This is a genomic window from Arenibacter algicola, from assembly GCF_018860365.1.
Lineage (GTDB): Bacteria > Bacteroidota > Bacteroidia > Flavobacteriales > Flavobacteriaceae > Arenibacter > Arenibacter algicola_B.
In genome coordinates this window covers 35,121-56,790 of record NZ_JAHKPO010000025.1, presented here as the reverse complement: position 1 = coordinate 56,790, position 21,670 = coordinate 35,121, and the positions used below count along the sequence as shown (strand labels likewise).

At 40.0% G+C, this 21,670-nt stretch carries 12 protein-coding genes; 1 reads left to right on the top strand and 11 read right to left on the bottom strand.

The window, feature by feature from the left end; translation table 11 throughout:
• Positions 1–42 precede the first annotated feature (42 nt).
• The 3 genes from KO529_RS20935 to KO529_RS20925 all read right to left on the bottom strand — a co-directional run bounded on the left by KO529_RS20935 (position 43) and on the right by KO529_RS20925 (position 6,316).
• Complete coding sequence (locus KO529_RS20935) at positions 43–2,283, bottom strand: SMP-30/gluconolactonase/LRE family protein (protein WP_215949811.1); 2,241 nt, start codon at positions 2,281–2,283, stop codon at positions 43–45.
• A 1,307-nt stretch (positions 2,284–3,590) separates the two neighbouring features.
• Positions 3,591–5,015, bottom strand: coding sequence for an L-serine ammonia-lyase (locus KO529_RS20930; RefSeq protein ID WP_215949810.1), 1,425 nt, complete (start codon positions 5,013–5,015; stop codon positions 3,591–3,593).
• Positions 5,016–5,401: 386 nt separating this feature from the next.
• A complete protein-coding gene (locus KO529_RS20925; protein WP_215949809.1) occupies positions 5,402–6,316 on the bottom strand; it encodes a metallophosphoesterase in 915 nt (304 codons plus the stop codon).
• Between the two features lie 1,610 nt (positions 6,317–7,926).
• Between KO529_RS20925 and dnaK the strand changes: the two genes are divergently transcribed.
• On the top strand, positions 7,927–9,837 hold the full coding sequence (dnaK, locus tag KO529_RS20920) for a molecular chaperone DnaK (protein ID WP_215949808.1): 1,911 nt from the start codon (positions 7,927–7,929) through the stop codon (positions 9,835–9,837).
• Positions 9,838–10,831: 994 nt separating this feature from the next.
• Here the strand turns inward: dnaK and KO529_RS20915 are convergent.
• The 8 genes from KO529_RS20915 to KO529_RS20880 all read right to left on the bottom strand — a co-directional run bounded on the left by KO529_RS20915 (position 10,832) and on the right by KO529_RS20880 (position 21,668).
• The gene (locus KO529_RS20915; RefSeq protein ID WP_215949807.1) at positions 10,832–13,162 is read right to left on the bottom strand and encodes a GumC family protein; all 2,331 of its coding nucleotides are present in this window, start codon (positions 13,160–13,162) and stop codon (positions 10,832–10,834) included.
• 100 nt (positions 13,163–13,262) lie between these two features.
• Positions 13,263–14,039, bottom strand: a complete 777-nt coding sequence (locus KO529_RS20910) for a glycosyltransferase family 2 protein (protein ID WP_215949806.1) — start codon at positions 14,037–14,039, stop codon at positions 13,263–13,265.
• Positions 14,039–15,250 carry a phenylacetate--CoA ligase family protein gene (locus KO529_RS20905; RefSeq protein ID WP_215949805.1) on the bottom strand — a complete coding sequence of 404 codons (1,212 nt, stop codon included), beginning with the start codon at positions 15,248–15,250 and terminating at the stop codon, positions 14,039–14,041. Before KO529_RS20905 ends, KO529_RS20910 begins: the two co-directional genes overlap by 1 nt.
• Positions 15,251–15,478: 228 nt before the next feature.
• Complete coding sequence (locus KO529_RS20900) at positions 15,479–17,131, bottom strand: glucosamine inositolphosphorylceramide transferase family protein (protein ID WP_215949804.1); 1,653 nt, start codon at positions 17,129–17,131, stop codon at positions 15,479–15,481.
• Positions 17,132–17,192: 61 nt separating this feature from the next.
• Complete coding sequence (locus KO529_RS20895; protein WP_215949803.1) at positions 17,193–18,479, bottom strand: phenylacetate--CoA ligase family protein; 1,287 nt, start codon at positions 18,477–18,479, stop codon at positions 17,193–17,195.
• A 71-nt stretch (positions 18,480–18,550) separates the two neighbouring features.
• On the bottom strand, positions 18,551–19,561 hold the full coding sequence (locus KO529_RS20890; RefSeq protein ID WP_215949802.1) for a glycosyltransferase family 4 protein: 1,011 nt from the start codon (positions 19,559–19,561) through the stop codon (positions 18,551–18,553).
• 21 nt (positions 19,562–19,582) lie between these two features.
• Entirely contained in the window at positions 19,583–20,557 is a 975-nt protein-coding gene (locus tag KO529_RS20885; RefSeq protein ID WP_215949801.1) for a glycosyltransferase, read from the bottom strand.
• 1 nt (position 20,558) lies between these two features.
• Positions 20,559–21,668, bottom strand: a complete 1,110-nt coding sequence (locus KO529_RS20880; RefSeq protein ID WP_215949800.1) for an EpsG family protein — start codon at positions 21,666–21,668, stop codon at positions 20,559–20,561.
• Positions 21,669–21,670: the final 2 nt, after the last annotated feature.

The window sequence follows — 21,670 nt, the reverse complement described above, 5'->3', positions numbered from 1 at the left end:
GTTCAGGATTAAATTGATGTTTCAATTATAGATTTTCAATTCCTATTCGGAGGGCATGGGCTCACTAATAACCCCTAAATACCTTCCCATCCAGTAGGGGAGCAGCCAGATGTCCCCTGCCGAAAATTCCTCTGTGCCATTTCTACCTCCGTCCAATGTGAACATATTGGCGTTATGTCTTTGTACGCGGCGCTCGTCGGGAGGTAATACCTCTGCCGTTGTCTGTTCCCTAAAATTAGGGGCTATAAACGTAAGATCTTTTCTATGGCTGTTCATAACCTCCCAGGCAACCATATCCATAGGGTGTTCCCTAAGATACCAGGCAGCTTCCTCCAAATCGAACTCCTTGGTCCCCGTAAGGGCGGTTATAATATTCCAGGCACCTTCTTTTTCCGGGCGTTCAATTTCCCAATGGTCTATAATGGCTTCCTTGAATTTAGTTTTTAGAGTGTCGTTAAAGGCATATTTATAAAGGCCCCAATACCCCACAAAATACATTTCATCATCGGAATGGTTCCAGGATTCGGATAGCATCTTGCTCCAATCATCGGCATCATCCGGAGCCATGGCAACATCTTTCATGGGCCACATTAGGTTGTCCAAATACCCATGATTATCCATTAGGTCAAAGGCTTTTTCCTTGTATTTTTCCTTTCCCGTAAAATGATAGGCCGTTTGTAGCATGCCTATAATATTGGAAGCATTTATTTTTCTGTCGCCCACCATTTTGGGTCGTGCATTTACGTATTCTGGATTCCATCGGCCCCATGTGGTAGGTTTCCCATCAAAATCTACCATATACATATCATTTCTTACAATATGGCTCATAAGGGTATCTATAAGGACTATGGCACGATCTTTAAGGTCATTGTCCATTATTTCCGCCATAGCACCATAGGCAAAAATGTGCCCAATGGCCTCATCGCTGCTGGTGGTAGATTTCCAATCCCATTCAGGGTCACTGCTGTGTTGCCATCTATCAGGATCATGTAATTGATTTATATACCCACTTCGTTCAAAAGATCTGGAAGGAAATCCCGGTACCGGGTTAATGCTGAACAATCTTTCCATAGCATCCATAGCTTCCCTACAGTTCTGAAGCGCATCTTCCGATTTGGTTACGGAATAGCGAAAAACCTCTCCTGCCAGATACATGGTAGTCCAAAGTCCGTCGTTATCGGAATCTGAAAGTCGCCCTGTGTCAAAATTGCCATTGTCCATATCCACTAGAGTTGCATTGAACCCCAGTCTTATATGTCTGTCCCGTACCTGTTTTTCATAATATAGGGCCTTGTCATGTAGGGTCATTTCCTCATATACTATTTGTCCAAGGCCGGTATCCGTTAATATTAGGATAGAGCCATCGGTACCTTTGGAAATATGTTTCACATTGTTGCTGGGCATCCAACGTTTTCCATAGTAGTAATTAAATTTGCCATCATCCTTCATCATAAACGCCCCTTTGGTAGATCCAAACCACAGATGTCCGTCAATTTCACCAACATAGGTAATTTCTGTCCAGGGCAATTTGGTCTTTTTGTCCCCAATTTGTTTTCCAGAAGTGGCATCTACTTCGAAATATCCATCCAGGGTGGTCAATATCAATTTGTTGTCCACAAGGGCAAAGGAGGTAAAATTACTCCCTTCATAGACGGTTTTTAGGGTTTTATCTTTTGGATTGAAGGAGGTAACGGATTTTTCTCCCAAAATCCAGAAGGAATTGGTTTTTTGGTCGAATTTAATGGCTATGGCCTTATCCTTGGATAGGGCGCCTTGCCAGCCGCTATTATTTTTGGAAACATATTGAAGCGATGGTCCATCGCTTATCAAGAAATCGAAATCGGTTCCGGCAGCAAAAATATTCGCTTTTGGAAGGTTGTGTTTTAAGAATAGGCTTCCGGCCCAGGCGTTGCTGAGTACCGCCTCGTCATCCAGATAAACAAACTGATTTAGATAGGTGGTCATTGCAGCAATATTCTTATCGGTTATGGGACGGTAAGTTTTGTCCTGTAAAAGAACTCCAGGATAAAGGAATTGCCCATCGTGGGTACGTAAAATTCCGTCCGAAGAAGAAACCTGAATAACCTCATTACGGTCCATAAAAGCTTCGAATAGTAGCAGGTCATCCTCTTGTTTGTCATATTTAATGCTGTAATCCTGCAGATAGGGTACATCCTTATAAACGGGCAAGGATGTGGTGGCGGTTTCCCCTTTTGGGGCCTCTGAACAGGATATGCCCGCTAGGAGAACGACCCATAATAAATTTCGAAAGCTTTTTCTCATGTCATTAAATATTTTTGGTTGCAATAGACAGCAGGCCCGTAACGAAATCATTAATAGGTAAGTATTAAATAAAGGTATTACAGCCCTGTACAAATAAACTTTATTTGAATGTATTGGACTTCCTATATTTTACATGATTTGCATCATATATTGACTTTATTATTCATTTCTTCTTTAATTTTTAAATAAAGTGTTAGAATAATTGAAATTTTTCTGGTGGCCGACTATTCAAATGGGGATGAAATTGTTTATTGATGAAGTTGGTGTCCGGGAAGTAAACATCTTTTAAGAGCCAAGAGCCAAGAGCCAAGAGAAAAGAGTCTAGATTCTTTCTACTCTCAATCTCCGTAATTTCATCCGGTGGTCGAAGCCGCTGACCACTGAAGACTGTTCACTGTAAACTTCGAGTGCTTTTCGATATAATCCTCCTTTGTCGGATCACCCGCCTGACGGCCGGGCAGGCTCACAATGACAACAGCAAGGGCTCCTCCCTTGTGACGAAGGGAGGTGGCTTCGCCATAAGCGAAGACGGAGGGTTTTGAAAGCCCAGATTCTAGGTGTAAGACAATTGATAGAGTTTGGGTTGAAACACACCCCTAACCTTCCGCTAAAAAGCGGGACAGGCTCATCTCAGGAGGGGATTTTGTTTTTTGCCAATGAGTCTAGCATCTAGATTTTAGGCTCTAGATTCTCAATACTGCTTTACTTCAAACATAAGCATTGTACACTGTAAGAAGCAGATTGCCACGCTATGCCTGCCTAACGGCTAGGCAAGCTCGTAATGACAGGTTTTATTCTATCGTCAGTTCGAGTGAAATGCCGACAGGCATTTAGTATCGAGAACCGGCTTTTGCACGCCGTTCATTTCTCGATACAATTTTATTACGCTGAGCTTCATAAAATCACCCGCCTTACGGCCGGGCAGGCTCGAAGTGACGACTTTCAACTTTTAAACATTGAACATAAATATTGTTTATTGCTAATTGTTCATTGTACACTGTAAGAAGCAGGTTGCCACCCAGGCTACCCCTTCCGTCTTCTCCTACGTCGAAGCCACCTTCCCAAGGGGAAGGAGCATCTAGTTAAACAACTTTAAACATAATTCTTATGTCTTGGCTCTAACATCTAGGCTCTAGGTTCTCAATACTACTATACTTCAAACATAAGCATTGTACACTGTAAGAAGCAGATTGCCGCGCTGCGCCCGCCTGACGGCCGGGCAGGCTCGCAATGACGTCAGTTCAGAATGATGAACACACAAACTATTGCCTAATGGCTAATGGCTTTTGCCTAAGGACCACTGTGTACTAACAATCACTCAGGTACACCCCAACGGCCAGTCCGCCTTCAGAAGTTTCTTTGTACTTGGTACTCATATCCTTGGCGGTTTCCCACATGGTGTTGACCACCTTGTCCAAGGGCACTTTTGCATTGGCAGGGTCGGAGTCCAACGCCAGTTCTGCCGCATTGATGGCTTTTATGGCTCCCATGCAGTTGCGTTCTATACAAGGTATTTGTACCAATCCACCTATAGGATCACAGGTTAGGCCCAAATGATGCTCCATGGCAATTTCTGCGGCCATAAGTACTTGCTCAGTGCTACCGCCCATTAGTTCTGTCAGTGCAGCGGCGGCCATCGCAGACGACACGCCAATTTCGGCCTGACAACCGCCCATGGCCGCGGAAATCGTGGCTCCCTTTTTAAAAATACTGCCAATTTCACCCGCAACCAAGAGGAATTGCTTTATGTGTTCAAAATTGGCCTCGTGGTTTTCTATGACCATATAGTACATAAGTACGGCCGGTATTACCCCTGCACTGCCATTGGTAGGGGCCGTGACTACTCTTCCCAAGGAGGCGTTTACCTCATTGACACTTAGGGCAAAACAGCTTACCCATTTGAGGATGGAACGAAATTTAACTTCGGTCTTTCTAATAGTAAGCAGCCATTCCTGAGGGGTAGAATAGGGGAGGTCGCCCTTTAATTTTTGGTGGGTGTCATAGGCCCTTCTCCGTACATTGAGCCCACCGGGCAGACTCCCTTCGGTATGGCAGCCAATGTACATACACTCCAACATGGTGTCCCAAATATGTTGTAGGCCTTGGTCTATTTCAGAATCGGAACGCAGGGAACGTTCATTTTCCAACACCAATTCGGAAATGGATTTATTTTCTTTTTTGCAAGTGGCCAATAGGTCCGCTCCCTTTTCTATGGGAAAGGGGAAGGCCTTAAAAACTTCCATTTTCTTTTTGGAACGTTTAAGTTCTTCTTTAACAACAAAGCCTCCGCCAATGGAATAGTAGGTTTCCTTTATTTGCTTGCCTTTGGCCAAGCTGGCCCTAAAGATCATGCCATTGGCATGAAAGGGCAAAAATTCTTTTTTAAATATGATATCCACTTTGGGATCGAAAGGAATTTCTTTGGAATTATTTAATAGGAGCTTCTTGCTTTCTTGAATTTCCTTTATTATGCCGCTTATATTTTCTATGGGAATGGTGACCGGGTCGGCTCCTGTAAGGCCCAACATAATGGCCAGATCGGTGGCGTGGCCCTTTCCGGTCAGAGAGAGGGAACCATATACTTCTATTTGGATTTGGGTAACGGAAGGGAATATTTTTTTTTCCAGTAGTTCGCCAATAAAACGCTCGGCGGCACGCCATGGTCCCAAAGTATGGGAGCTGGAGGGACCGACACCTATTTTAAGCATGTCGAAAACACTAATGCATTCCATTTTCCAAAAGGTTTATTTTTAGGGTAAATATAGGATTATCTATTGGGAAATGTAGTGGCGATTATTAGCAATTGTTACGGTATTGTGGACGGATTGGTCAAAAGCCAGAAGGCAAAAGCCAAAAGCGAAGAGTAAAGAAAAAAGAGAAACGATAGATGGGTTAATGAGGAAATGAATGAATTTGATAATGTGTTGATTTGATAATTTGAAGATGGATTAATGTGTAAATGAGTTAATGTGGAAATGTACCAATGAGGAAATGTAGCAATGGGGTAATGTACTAATGACTAATTGGGATTTGAACTTGGAACCTTAAACTTTGAAACTAAAATCTTGAATATAAGTCGATAGTTCAGTTACTAGGCACCATGATTTAAATTCTCACTTCATTCCCTAATTTTTAAACTTCTGGAAGGTTCCCGTCCATGCCCTTGTACAAGAATGGAGTCTTTGGTAATTCGGACCTTGGCGAAGGCGGAGGTGCTTTGGGTGTCTACCATTCCCTTAAAGGTAAGGTAGTGTACCCCATGGCGTTCGGCATAATCGCCGTTGTGGTTATGGCCGTTGAAATAGAATTTCACATTGGGGTATTGGTCTATAAGGGCAAGAAATTGCGGACTGTTCCATAGTCTATGCACTTTATCTTCCCCCAGAACGGGAAAATGACAATAAAATCCGACGTTCTCCTCTTTCTCTTGGGCCAATATTAATTCGCTTTCCACCCATTTTAGTTGCTCAAGACTTAAGCCTCCGTTCCAGGTTTGAAGGTTGGGCGGCTTGGATATGGACAGCAGGGTATATAAGGAGTCCGTTTGTGCCCGCTTTTCCGGAGTTATGGCTCCTTGATAACTTAGATCGTTCCCATCCAGGACAATGAATCGCCAATTTTGTTCCACAAAACTGTAATACCGTTGTTTCAGGTTCATTTTGTTGGGCACCAAGGGTTTTAGGGAATCGGCAACACTAAAATCGTGATTGCCCAATACTTGGAATTTTTTTGTTTTTAAAGTGTTCCAGATCGGTCCAACGGTGTCAAAGCTGCTAAAATCCCGATCAATGAAGTCGCCCAAATGAATGGCATAGTCCAAGGGCGAGCTGTTAAGACTGTCTACCGCATTTTGCAGTTTTACGGGCGAGTTTTTATAAAATCGGGAGGGAGTGGATTCACAATGGCAATACTGGCAGTCGGCCACGATGCCGATGGCCAGGTCCTGGTTGGAACCAGCTTTAGGGGCTTTTGAACCACAACCTATGAGGATTGCCAGGACTAGGATGAATTTGATTTTTTGAAGTAGAGCCATAGGGTAGAGGTGTTCTTTTTTATTTGATTCTTGAAACCAAATATAGTTGATTTTGGATTTAGGAAGATTAAGGAGGGTTGTGAATCAATTTGAAAATAAGTTAATTTGAAGATTTTATAATGGGTTAATGTGGAAATGTAACAATGGAGTAATGAATCAATGTATCAATTTGAAGATTTGATGATTTGAAAATGGGTTAATGTGGAAATGGTTTAATGTGAAAATGTACCAATGTGATAATGTAGCAATGGGGTAATGTGGAAATGGATTAATGGGTTAATGTAGCAATGGCGGAATAGCCAAAAGCCAGAAGGCAAGAGCCAAAAGCGAAGAGTAAAGAAAAAAGAGAAAAGATAGATGGGTTAATGTGGAAATGTATCAATGGGTTGATGCAGCAATTTGAAAATGAGTCAATTTGAAAATGAGAAAATTTACCATCGGGTTAATGGTTTAGATTTTCGGAAGAATTCGTCATTGCGAGGTGACGAAGCAATCTCTGCATGGAATGAACAGATTGCCGCGCTATGCCTGCCTAACGGCTAGGCAAGCTCGCAATGACGGGTTTTATTCTATCGTCGGTTCTAGTGCTTCCCCGTCAGTTCGAGTGGAATGCCGTTAGGCATTTTGTATCGAGAACAGGTTTTGGGTACTGTCTTTACTTCTCGATACAATTTTATTTCGTTTCACTTCATAAAACCACCCGCCTTACGGCCGGGCAGGCCTGCCCGACCGGCTGGCGGGCTCGAAGTGACGACTTTTAACACAAGACTTTAGTCTAGACTCTAGCATCTAGGCTCTAGGTTCTTCCAACGCCCAATCTCCGTGAAGACTTTCAACTTTCAACTTTTGAACATAAAACATTAAACTGTTTATTGGTGTTGTTCACAGTAAGAAGCAGATTGCCACCCAGGCTACCCCCTTCCGTCTTCTCTTACGTCGAAGCCACCTTTTCCTCCTGCTAAAAAGCGGGACAGGCACTCCTAATAGACCCCACCCTATCCCTCCCCCAAGGGGAGGGGATTTAGTTGGTGCTAAGATTCTAAACGCTATCGTCAGTTCTAATGCTTCCCCGTCAGTTCGAGTGGAATGCCGTTAGGCATTTTGTATCGAGAACAGGTTTTTGCACGCCGTTCACTTCTCGATACAATATTATTACGCTGAGCTTCATAAAATCACCCGCCTTACGGCCGGGCAGGCCTGCCCGACCGGCTGGCGGGCTCGAAGTGACGACTTTTAACACAAGACTTTAGTCTAGACTCTAGCATCTAGGCTCTAGGTTCTTCTTCTCACTACCCAACTGCAACCTTGAACTTTATAACTTTCAACTTTATAACATTATAACTTTCAACTAACAACTGCATTAGTGATTGCAATGGATAGCTCCCAAAAGAGGACCTAGGGAGGGACATTTTTGGGACTAGGAATGGAAAGCACGACCCCTTGGCATATTTTCGCCAAGGGGGAATGCCCAAAAAAGCAGACGGAATTGCAATTCTTGGTGAATTTGGAGGAGGGGTCTGACAGCTTGTCATATTTTTTGTCATGGCACAATCATTGTCTTAATAGACCCGAGTGATAAAAAGATTTTTCAACACAGTAAATATATAAACATGAGTAAAATTATTGGAATAGATTTAGGAACAACAAACTCTTGTGTTTCCGTAATGGAGGGTAACGAGCCTGTTGTTATCCCAAACGCAGAAGGTAAGAGAACTACTCCATCTGTCATTGCTTTTGTAGAGGGTGGCGAAATTAAGGTTGGAGACCCTGCCAAAAGACAGGCAGTTACAAATCCAAATAAAACCATTTATTCCATAAAACGTTTTATGGGTAATAAATACTCCGAATCCAAGAAGGAAGCGGAAAGGGTGCCTTATAAAGTGGTAAAAGGAGATAACGATACCCCAAGGGTAGATATAGACGGACGTTTGTATTCTCCTCAGGAACTTTCGGCAATGATACTTCAGAAAATGAAGAAAACTGCCGAGGATTATTTAGGACAGACCGTTAGTAGAGCGGTAATTACCGTACCTGCCTACTTTAACGATGCGCAAAGACAAGCAACCAAGGAGGCTGGTGAAATTGCCGGACTTACCGTAGAAAGAATTATAAACGAGCCTACCGCAGCTTCTTTGGCCTACGGTATGGACAAGAAGGATACAGATCAGAAAATAGTAGTTTTCGATTTTGGTGGAGGAACACATGATGTTTCCATCCTTGAATTGGGAGACGGTGTTTTTGAAGTATTGGCTACCGATGGGGATACCCACTTGGGTGGTGATGATGTGGATCAAAAAATAATCGACTGGTTGGCCGATGAGTTCAACAAAGAGGAAGGCATAGACCTACGTAAGGATGCCATGGCATTGCAACGTTTGAGAGAGGCTGCTGAAAAGGCAAAAATTGAGTTGTCGTCTTCTGCACAGACCGAAATTAACCTTCCATACGTTACCGCTACGGCTTCAGGACCTAAGCATTTGGTACGTTCATTGACCAAAGCCAAGTTTGAGCAATTGATAGATGATTTGGTAAAACGTACTATTGAGCCTTGTGCCACTGCCTTAAAAGCAGCAGGTTTAAGCAAGAGTGATATTGACGAGATTATCTTGGTAGGTGGTTCTACAAGGATTCCTGCGGTACAGGATGCCGTTGAGAAGTTCTTTGGAAAGAAACCTTCCAAAGGTGTTAACCCTGATGAGGTGGTTGCCGTAGGTGCCGCTATACAAGGTGGGGTATTGACAGGAGATGTAAAAGATGTACTTCTTTTGGACGTTACACCATTGTCCCTAGGTATTGAAACTATGGGTAGCGTAATGACCAAATTGATAGAGGCCAACACAACTATCCCTACAAAGAAATCGCAAGTATTCTCCACAGCTGCTGACAATCAGCCATCTGTTGAGATCCATGTATTGCAGGGAGAACGCCCAATGGCAAAGGATAACAAAACAATAGGACGTTTCCATTTGGATGGTATTCCACCAGCACAAAGAGGAACGCCACAGATCGAAGTTACCTTTGATATTGATGCCAATGGTATTATAAAAGTATCGGCTACCGATAAGGCTACCAACAAAACGCAGGATATTAGAATTGAAGCTTCTTCAGGATTAACAGAAGAAGAGATCAAGAAAATGAAAGCGGAAGCTGAAGCCAATGCTGAAGCTGATAAAGTAGCCAAGGAAACTGCCGATAAATTGAACGAGGCCGATGGAATGATCTTCCAGACCGAAAAGCAATTGACCGAGTTTGGTGATAAATTATCTGATGATAAGAAGAAGCCGATTGAGGATGCCTTGGCAGAGCTTAAAAAAGCCCATGAAGCTAAAGATTTGGCTTTGATTACTCCAGCTTTGGAAAAGATCAATGAGGCTTGGAAAGTAGCTTCTGAGGAAATGTACAAGGCCCAGGCCGAAGCACAGCAAGGTGCACCAGCAGGTGGCGCTGATACAGCATCTTCCAACGGAGAGTCTAAAGAAGCCGATAACGTTGAGGACGTAGATTTCGAGGAAGTGAAATAAGGACTTCCCTTACTATAAACAAACCCCCGTCAAGCAATTGATGGGGGTTTTTGTTTTGGACCCCTCCCTAGCCCTCCCCCAAGGGGAGGGAATTTGTTCTGATGTGTTAAAGATGTTTTATGCAGGTATTGTTCCCCCTCCTTGCTTGTGTAGCTTTTTTGCAGTAGGAGGGGGTTATGGGGGAGGACTTTGGGAGCTACGGCGACGAAGCAATGATGGCTCCTTCCCTTGGTTAAGGGAAGGTGGATTCTTCGACGGTAGGCGGAGAAGACGGAAGGGATTGAAAGCGCAGGATTAATGAATGAGCCAAGAGATTGCGGGTAGGTTGAGAAACACACAATGTGCTCCTGTCAAAAACCCACCCCTAACCTCCCGCGGAAAAAGCGGGAGAGGCTCTCCCAAGAGGGGAATTGTTCAGGTGCTAATATTGTATTTATGAATGAATTATTCCCCCTCCTTGCTTGTGCAGCTTTTTTGCAGTAGGAGGGGGTTAGGGGGAGGACTTTAACTTTGTTTATTGCTAATTGTACACTGTAAGGGCAGCTTGCTGCGCTATGCCTGCCTAACGGCTAGGCAAGCTCGCAATGACGGCATTGAACTTTCAACTTTCAACATTGAACATTCAACACAAATCTTTAGTCTAGGCTCCAGATTCTAGTTTCTCAATACTAATTGCTGATTACTGAAAACTGTTTGCTGTAAAAAGCAGATTGCCACGCTATGCCTGCCTAACGGCTAGGCAAGCTCGCAATGACGTTAGTTTATAATGTTGAAGACAGAAACTATTGGCTTTTGCCTAAAGAGCTCTGACCGCTGACCACTGCTTACTGAATACTGCGATGTCTTCTCGATACAATTTTATTGCGCTGCGCTACATAAAATCACCCGCCTAAAGTCGGGCAGGCCCGCCTTACGGCCGGGCAGGCTCGAAGTGACGGGCATTAGACCTTAAACCTTGAACATTCAACTTTATAACATTAAACATTATAACTCCTTACTTCTCGCTCCCATACCCATAACCATAGCCATAGTTATAGCCTTTGGCCTTGCCATTGCCCACACCGTTGACCACATAGGCCATGTTTTTCAGTTTTTTGGTTTTGTGCAGGCTTTTGGAGAAATCCAAGAGGCGCTTGTCCGTTAGGCCGGCACGAGTTACAAATAGGGTGGCATCGGCGAATTTTGAGATTAAAAGTGTATCCGAGACCAACATGGTAGGAGCGGTGTCCAATATAATATAATCGAATTCTTGTTTTGCGTTTTCCAGAAATTGGGCAAAAGCTTTGCTAGATAACAATTCCGGGGCATTTGGGGGTATGGGACCTCCAAAGCATATATTAAGCGAGCCATTATTGCCGGGACCTTTTACCAAGCAGTCTTTCCAGTTCATACCAGGGTCATTTAGGAAGTTGGATAGGCCTTTTTGACCGCTATTTCCGTTAAAATAGGTATGTAGTTGGGGATTCCTTAAATCGGCACCGACCAAAAGAACCTTTTTATTTAAACTGGCATAGGCCAATGATAAATTGCTGGACAAAAGTGTTTTTCCCTCGCCTTTAACAGAGGAAGTCACCGCAATGACTTGGCCCCCCTTAGCTTTGTTTTCGGGCAGGAGGTAACTAAGGTTAGTACCTAAAATACTGAAGGATTCTGCCAAAATAGAGCGATCATTGACTTCCAAAAAGCTTTTGGTTCCCTTGAACAATGGGATTTCTCCAGCAATAGGGATTTCTGGATTTAAAATTTCCAGATCCTTTCGGCTCCTGATTTTTGTATCCAGTGTAAATCTGATATACAGTACAACAAAGGGCAGGAACATGCCCGCTATCAACGAAAGCGCATACACAATGATCTTCTTTGGCGATACCGGGATACTATTGGTCAATCCATAATCTACAATCTTTACGGACGGAGCTGTTACGGCGTAGCTTATGGCGGCCTCCTCACGTTTTTGAAGTAGCAAGAGAAAAAGATTTTCCTTAATGTCCTGCTGCCGTTCTATGGAACGCAACATTTTTTCCTTTTCCGGCAAACGGGCAAATTGTGAACCTGCGCGACTTTCTTCCTCCTTTAATTGACGAAGCGAATTTTTTAACTGTGTTTCATAGATGTTCACCGATTTAATGATGTTGACCTTGGCACGTTCCAATTGCTCGTTAAGGGCAACTAGGGTAGGGTGGTCCTTACCCACGTTTTGTAACAATTTCTCCCTATCCAACGAGAGTTTATTGTAGTCACTGACCAAAGTATTAAGACTTGTATTTTCCAGCCCAATATTGGCAGGCAATAGACCATAATCCATCTGGTTGATTACAGATTGCTTTAATAAAATGGAAATAGAAATCTGGTTTTCCAACTTATTTACCTCGGCCTCCGTTTCAGACTTTTTTAATAAGCTTGCTCCCGCATCTGCTTCTATATAAGAGAGGTTGTTGGAACGTTTAAAGCTTTCCTTGCCGCCTTCAATAGAATCCAGCTCCTGGGTGAGGTATATAAAACGTTCGTCTATAAAGTCGAGGGTTCGTTTAGACACCAGTTGCCTGTCCAATACCCCGTCCCGGTTAAATTTCTCGATCAGGGTATTTAGAATGGCCTCATTTTTATCAATATTTCCTCCAATTAAAGACAAAGATAAAATCTCACTGCTCTTACTGGTGGCCTGTACTTGTATATCGTTTATTAATTGAAATATTACCTTCTTTATAGGGTTTAGTACCACCCTAAAGTTAGTGCCCTCGTAAAACTTGGGTTCCATACCATTACGAAGTTTTATTGTAAAGGGGAGGCCGGCTGTAGGCGAGTCGGGTTCCTTTAAATTTGGGGTAAAGACCTGGTCATTTGCATCCGTAATTCTCATGCCCTGGGCATCCATGGTTATATCGTAAACCAATGGGGTTTGAACACTATCTGCTTCAATTTGTTTCTCCACAATAAAGGGGGCAACCCATAGTTGGGTAGATTTAACTTTGCCCACCTCATAATAGGCTATGTCCAGGTGATGCTCTTCTACCACTTGTTTAAGAATACGGTAAGATTTTAAAACCTCTATTTCATTTTCTAGGTTTATCTTATTGTTCCTGCTCAAAAGGGCAAGGGCATCAGATGCTATATCGGCTTCCTTGGTGTCGTCTATAATCTTGATCTTGGCTACAGTATTATATTTAACCGGAGCATAGCGCATATAAACATATCCAATACCAATGCATGCAATTATTGCAAGGAGAAACCAAGGCCAATACCTTAGGTATTTCTTAATGTTCTCCATTAATGTAAAGGATTCCTCCTCTTCAACAAGCTCTATATTTCTAGGCAATTCTTTCATCATTTATATTCATATTTAAAACTCCATACCGGAGTTAATAGGAATTTGCAAATATCCTTAATTATTTCTGCTATTATACTAATTTGCTTTATTATGATTGCTTTTATTTTTTGGTAATCCGAGTTTTTACGTAGTACTTTTTAAATCCATTTAAGGACCATAAATTTAATAGGTAAAAAGATCGTATCAAACTAAGTTTTTCTACATCCCTATACACTTTCCAAACATATGGGATTAGTTTTAGTTTGTTCCTGGAGATAGAATCCTTTCGCATTCTATAAATTGCCATAGGCTTTTGAATGCCGTGAGCATATTCTACTTCTTTTAAAACAGATAGAAAAAGACACCAATCCTGTCGTTTCTTTAAATTGGGCATATAGTGTTTACCGATCCGTCGAATGTCTAAAAACGTACTGGAGCATAATATTGGACAAGACTTTAAAACGTCGTTATAAGTAACTTTTTTTGGGACGATAAAATCACTGATCAAAGGGTTTAGGTTCTCGTCCTTTCGCTCATAAGATGAAAATACAAATTCATAGTTGTTGTCCAAACAAGTGTTCAGCGAGGTTTCCAAGAAATTGGGGAACCAAAGATCATCGCTGTCCAAAAAGGTAATGAATTGGCCTTGGGCTGCTGTAATACCTTTGTTCCTTGTAATTCCAGGACCCGATTTTTCCAAATTCCTTATTAGTTTAAATCTGGCATCGCTTTGCATAAATTTTTCAACAATGGCCACCGATGCGTCCTCGGAACAATCGTCGATCAAAATCATTTCCCAGTGGGTATAGGTTTGTTGTAAGACCGTATCCAATGTTGCTTCAATAAATTGGGCCGAATTATGTACAGGGGTTATTATGCTTATTAAATGTGGTTCCATTATCCTATGGTGGTTATAAAGTCGTTTAGTTTTTCTTCCATATTGTGCAGGTTCTGTCCATAAAAAATATTAAAATCGATATCATTCTTAAAATACTTTTTCAATTCCTTTTCCAATATACATTGGGAATCTTTCTCAGTCTGTTCTATATAAAGATCAATAATACCTTGGATGTGCTGTCTTGCCTGATAATTTAATACAATGCCATGTTCAACGGACAGGTTTTTAATAACATTGTAAATCATCCTTCCTGGAAATTCCTGTGTTTTTCCGATTATTTTTACACCTACCCGTCCGTTAATATTTAAAATAACAGGATGGGCCCTACCACAATTACATTTAAAATCCTTACCCGCCAATTCTATCATATCACCCAGTCTGTACCTAATGATTGGAAACGATTTGGATAACATATTGGTCACCAAGATCTCACCATCCTCTTCTTCTACAATAACATTTTCCATGGCAATATGCATATTCCCTTTTGGGCATTCAAAGGCTATGATACCGGATTCTGCAGAGCCATATTCGCTTAAAATTTTTAATCCAAAAGCTTTTTGGACCTCTTGCTGATAGGCATCAAATATCATTTCGGAGGTTCCTTTTATCATTTTAAGGTCATGATCAATTTTTAGTCCCGATCTGTTCACCAATTTGGCCACTTCGTAGATCATTGAGGAGTATCCGTGCAGGTATTTAGCGCCCTTTAGATTCTTGGCGAAATTTTTAATTTCCTCGGGGCTATAGGAAAATATTCTAAATCTGTTCTGTAGCCGATCTAGCCATTTAATTTTTTGAGCCTTATTTGGGTCTATGTTATAGCCCCAGAGATACCCATTTTTATCTGCAGGATGCACAGCATACCAGCTGTATCCCCTAAACATGGCAGCCCGAGTACAGGAATCCCATTCCTCATTTTTTAAGAACTCCAAGGACTCACCGGTAGTGCCTGAAGTTAAGGATTTAAATAATTTTTTAAAGGGGTAATTGGAGTGTATTAGTCTGTTATACCTTATCAGGGTCATCTTGGAAATAGAGGGCAACTGCTTCAATTGTTCCAAGTCATTAAGTTCTGAGGGCTTAAAATTATAGTCATCAAAGGTAGTTTGGTAAAATGCCGAGTGTTCGTAGGCGAATTCCAAAAATTCTTTGCATTTATGTAGCTGGTATTCCAACAGTTCCTCCTTGGACCAACCATCCGATTGCTTCAAAAAATTGAGATATTTATATAATGATGGATTCCGTAGTCGGACACCAAGTTTGAAAAGGAGCTTATGAATCATATTATTCGTGGCTTAACACCTATCCTAGGGGATTTTGTATTCTAATTAAGGTTTATTCAAGGTTAGTTTTCCTTTCTGACAGAACTAGTTGGAAGTTTATGGTATTTACAATGTTAGATATCATGGGTAACATTCTTTTTATGGGGTCTATAAGTTTTACTTTTTGAATGCGGCATCAAAAACAAATTGATCTTTTATTTGATGTAAATGATGTATTGAAATTAATCCTTCCTGAAAATCGGGCTCAATAATTCTAGTGTTTTCTTCTTTATAGGAATGGATCGTAAGTTCCTTGATCTTGTTGATGTTTAAGGCCCTGCCGTAAACACTGCCTTCATTTCTTTGGGAAGGCCTGTAGATTTCGTTGTTATAGCTAAAAATTGCCCCGCCATTTCTCCCTTTTCTAGAATCGATAATTACAGGGTTCTGCGCATGAGGTATTAAGGTGTTGAGCTTAGCGGAATCTACCTGGTAAATAAACAATTCACTATTTAAGGGTACAGTGCGGATTGCTTTTTTATTAATGAACAACCACTTTTGGCCCTCCTTATCGTTATAAAATGAGGCATCTGCCACCAATTCCCCTTCGAAGGCCGTTGAATATAGTTCCCATTTGGTTGGGAAATGGGTGCATCTATAAATCTCCAGTCTTTTATTGTCCATGGTTTCCGGCATTAGAAAAATTTCTCCGTCCTCTTCAAAAACAAAGGGGTAGGACAAATGGTACTCCAAATCCAGAATATCCGCAACATTGGTTATTTTATCCTGCTCTATTATTCCACAGGAAAGTTTCCCTTTTTTGGTTTTGTAACAAAAGGTTTCAAAAAAAACATAATTTTCGTTGTTATACTGAAAAAGAAAAGGGTCTGCCCAAAATTCATCTTTTGGTGGTTTTGCAGGCTTTAGTCCAGTTAGTTCGGTGTTTAAAAAGTCTCCGCTGGCCAAGAACAAATTCCAACATTGATAGTTAGCCCCGAATAAAGTACTATTTACTGTCTTGTATACCTTTTTAGCTATAGCGAAATAAAAACTAAAGCAGTATTTTATAACTTCTTTCAATCTAAGGGAAGAACCTTTGGAATTGGAACTGCCCAATGCTTTTCCAGTCATGGAAATTCCATTACTTAGTAACCTTATGTTTTTTAGTATCAAAGAAACAGAACCTTCCAAAATTTCATCCGTTGTTTTTGTCAAGGACCAATGTGGACTAAAAAACGCCCTGTCAATTATGAGAATACCTTTAGAGCTTGCCTTGGTCTGTTGCAATCTCACCTCAATAGCCGGTGCCATATTAAGTAATTCATATAGACCAATATATTCTTTATGGTTTAATAAGTCTTCTGAATGCATAAGGGACCAAACACCGTGTGATGCCACTTTTGTTATATCAACATTGATGTTTTGAAATCCGAGATTTAACAGTAGGTCCAATTTGTATTCCTCAATCTGTTTTATATCTGAGGTCTTAAAACAACCCATCCCATTTTCATCCAGTACTTCCAAGTGTATGGTTTTACAAGTGTTCAGGAAATCCAGGACGCTTTGTTTGTTTTGCGTATTGTTTTTCTTAAAAAAGAACTTCCTTTCTATAAACAACTGCAAGTATATAATTAATTCTCCCCAACTCTTCTTGGTTGTGCCAAGCTTTTTATTTTGTGGAAATTTGCTTTTTGTATTGCTTACTATACATTCATCCTCCTCAATTAATAGGAATAGTTCAAGATTAGAATCCTTTCGGATTCCTTCAATTATCCGAAGTTCCCAGTTTTCCAAATCTTCAAGTGTCCTGACCAATAAACCTATTCTCATTCCCAATTTTAAAAATTTAAATAAAAAAGTTCTTTAATAGCAAGTGCGCAATCAAAATACCCTAATCTTTTAAAGTGGTGATAAAGTTTTTAAGTTTCCCATCCATTTTATGCAAGTGCTGACCATACCTTATGGTGAATTCAATATCATCTTTAAAGTAATTTTTGAGCTCTTTTTCCAGTATAGGTCCATTGCCATGTTCTTCTTGCTCAATATCTATGTCCACGAGTCCTTTAAAGTTTTGCCGCAATTGGTAGTTCAATAAAATTCCATGATTTTTGGTTATTCCCTTGAAAAAAATATTCAATAACACACTTGGAAATTCACGCGTTTTACCAATTATTTTTTCACCTAAGCGTCCATGTATGTCCAAGATAACCGCATGTGACCTGCCACAGGAACATTTAAATTCACTGTCCGCCAATTTTATACTATCACCTAGCTTATATCGAATAATAGGAAACGACCTTGACAACAAATTGGTGACCAATATTTCGCCATCTTCTTCTTCAATGATAACGTTTTCCATAGCTATATGAATACTTCCTTGAGGACATTCAAAACCAATAAGGCCGGATTCCGAAGCACCGTATTCGATAAGCATTTTTAATCCAAAGGCCTTTTTAACTTCTTCTTGATAACTATCATAAACTTTTTCTGAGGTACCTTTTATCATTTTAAGATTATGGGGTATTTTTAAGCCTGATTTATTAACCAGTTTGGCCACCTCATAGATCACAGAAGAATACCCGTGTAGGTATTTGGCGCCTTTTAGTTTACGCGCAAAATTTTCAATTTCCTTTGATTTATAAGTATATAACCTAAACCTATTCTGAAGCCAATCCAATAATTTAATTTTCCTAGCTGCTTTTGGGTCTATATTATACCCCCATAGGTAGCCGTTTCTATCCCATGGCTTTACATTATACCATGTGTAGCCTCTAAAGATGGCGGCCCTAGTGTGGGAATCCCATTCCTCATTTTTCAAAAACCTCAATAACTGCCCTGAAGTACCCGAAGTACTTGCTACGAACAACTTCTTGAATTGATAATTAGATTGAATTTCTTGGTTATACTTTATCAATTCTTCTTTAGAAATAGCAGGTAGTCGGTTCAATTGTTTTAAGTCGCAGAATTCAGCTGGTTTAAACCCATTTTTATCAAAAATTTCTTTGTAAAAAGGGGAATATTTATAAGCAAATTCCAAAAATTCTTTACACTTATTAATCTGATAATCAACTAGTTTTTCTTCAGTCCAATGGTCTGATTCTTTAAGAAATAACAGGTAATTTTCTAACGAGGGATTTCTCAATAAAACACCGAATTTAAATAACACTTTTTTTAACATTGCATGATATTTTGAATATCTTAACATATACCCGTTTATCTTTTAGTCTTAGCTTTTAAATTAATTATACATTAAGATAATAATTTCTCCCATAAGGTTTTGACGGATATCCAATCAAACTGTTCCGCTTTTCTTCGCGCATTTGTCGATAGTTTAATTGCCATATTGTTGTCTGTAAGCAATTCTGAAATTTTATCCGCAAGCCCCTTACTATCATCTGATTCTACATACAGCACCTCCTCCTCGTCTTTTACCAGATAAGGAACACCACCAACATTGGTGGTAATTACACACATGCCGAGTGCCATACCCTCAAGTATACTAATTGGCGTATTATCAATTATAGGATTACTTACCATAATGTCAAAGTTTTTGGATTCTTCGATCCAGACCGTTTTCTTTTGTTTGGGTAAAACTGTTATACAGTCTTGTAGCTTATTGTCTTTAATGTAATTTAGTACTTCATTGTAGTGCTCTTCATCACTATTGGCCAAGAGTCTTAACTCCGGGGAGATTCCCTGTTCTTTTAGGGTTTTTATAGCCTTTACCGTCATCATAGGGTTATAGACCGGTTTAAAACCTCTTAAAGCCAATATTTTAGGGCGAATTTTTGTACGTTTCAAATATGGATATTGCTCCAATTCAATAACATTGGGTATTAATTGCACTGTAAACCCCTTGCTTTCAAAAAAGCTCTGTAGATAATGTGAGGGGGCTATAATATGCCTAGCACCGTCAAACAAGCGGTTTATTCTTTGTTCTAGTTTGTCATATACTTTGGGCAGGTTACCGCCATGGAGCACCAAGATGTAATTTTTGTTAAATACCCGGGACAGGTAGCCAATTATTTCGGCGTAGCGTAAGGCAGTACTTGAATACACATCAATGATGATATAATCGGCAGTATTTACATTCCTTAAAAAGCCCATAATCATATGCAATAATCTGAACAGTTTATTTTTTTTGTGCGAATACGACTTTATGTCCACTATTTCGGACAATAAAGGTTCTAAGGTTTCCAGAGTAGTTTTTGTACCTTGAAACCCAGAAGTCTTATTTCCGAAATAAACTACCTTTTTCATAACCACCCCAATTGTATTGCGTTACTTTTTAAGTTCAACATATTCTAGTTTGAAATTTGATTTTGGCCAAAATAGAAAAAAGCCTAAAAAGGACCCTACATCGTATATAATATAGCGGACATATAATGACCAAAAATTTCCTTTAATCTTTTTCCTTTTGTATAATAGTTTTACCAGCACTAATAATAAGTAAACACCTAAAAACACAGGGTTCTTTAAGTAAATTGATAGAAATAAAGTGATTATGAAAAAGAACATGGTCACTTCTCTGGCTAAATATTTGTAAATAAGCTTGTTATAGATGTGTGTGCGATAGAGCAGGGCTTTGTAATATAAAAAATCACCTTTCATAACATCAGCCCACAATCTATCATTCCGGTGGTAAGATACGGTATGGTGTTTGGCTAAAACCTCCTTTATTCGTAATAATTTGTAGCCTTTTTCGCTTAATCTAAGGCCTAGATCAAAATCCTCCCCAATTCTAAACTTGTTACGCATGCCACCAATTTGAAGCCATAGTCGTTTGGTTATTAAAAATAAGCCGCCTGTCGTATTTTGAAACACGTCTTTATCAAGATTGTGTCTTTTCTCAAACCCTTCAAAGTTGCCCGAATTATTATAAAAGTGGTCTTCAAAATCACCAGATACAAAATCATGTATCAGGCCTTTTTCGGGTGAGTACAGCAATTGCAAAGTTTCCGGTATGATCTCCATGTCTCCATCAATAAAGAAAAGCACCTCTTTTTTAGCTTCTATTGCCCCAATATTACGGGCAATGGCTGCGTTGGTGTCCCCATTAATAATAAAAATTGCACAATTTTTAAATTTGCGAACCTGTTCAATACTGTCATCTGTGCTCCGTGAATCGACATAAATAATTTCATAATCTGAAATGTAATTTACTGTGGTAGTATGAATAATGCTCTGAATACATTTAGTAATGGTGGCACCTACGTTTTTACCTATGATGATAAATGAAATATTGCTTTTTTTCATCTTAAAAATTAAGGAATTGATAGGGTGAGGCTCCGTTTTCCCCTAAATGAATACCGTAGCAAAAAAGGAAGACAAAAAACATTAACACAGCATTGGCGATAAGGCTTTGCTTCGTTTTATAAAGGTACTGTATAATAAAAGCCAAACTAAAGGTGGTGAAGAGCAGGAAATAGTAATTTAATCGGGTCACCAAAACTATATGAGAAAATGAATTATATAGTACTATTCCTATCAATGAAAGTGTAAAATATGGCAAACACTTTGGTTCCAGTTTTATAATCTTTGAATAATAAAACAAAATAAAAAACCCGATACCTACGCGTACCAAATAGCCAAGAGTAAGGCCACCAGCTTCATCGGCATTATCAGAAAAAGTCTCGGCAAAATTGCCATAATCAACTTGTGTGCCCGATAGAAGGTTAGAAAGCGCCTCTATATTTATTATGTTTTCAAAAGGGATAAAATGTAATACCAGGCTGATACCAAAGGCGATATACCAAAAAAAGCTCGATAATTTAATACGATGGATGACAAAGTACATTGGCAAAAATAGGAACAGGCTCTTGTGCATTAAACCACCCAAAATAATTATTATGAAATAATGATATATTTTTCGCTCTTGGGCATACATAACGGCAACAGCCAAGGCACTCATGGCAAGAGCTTGGCGAACCCCATTAAAAGAATAGGAATAGAATCCATAAGTAATAAAAAAGAAAATCCCCAAATATAAGTTGGACTTAAAATTCTTGAAGCTGTAGAAATAAAGGAGGTAGGTAATAAATGCTGAAATGGTAAAATAAGACCAGGCTTCAAGATTAAGCCCGTTCAAAAATTCTACTAAGACAATGTACCCTGGTTCCATATCCAATTCTTGGGTATCGTTCACAGTGGCTACATTTTCATAAAGAAGTGCGTAAGCCTCATAATCTTGACCTGTATTATAACGAAGACCTGCAACCACTACCAATACCAAGAGTCCAAGGGAAATTAAAAATAAATTACCTCTCGCGTTTTCCCTCAAATTAGATCTACTATAGCCTTGTTTAACCAAGAAAATGGTCAAAAAAAGTGTCGATAAATATATGAGATAAGTAAATGAATCTGCCATTA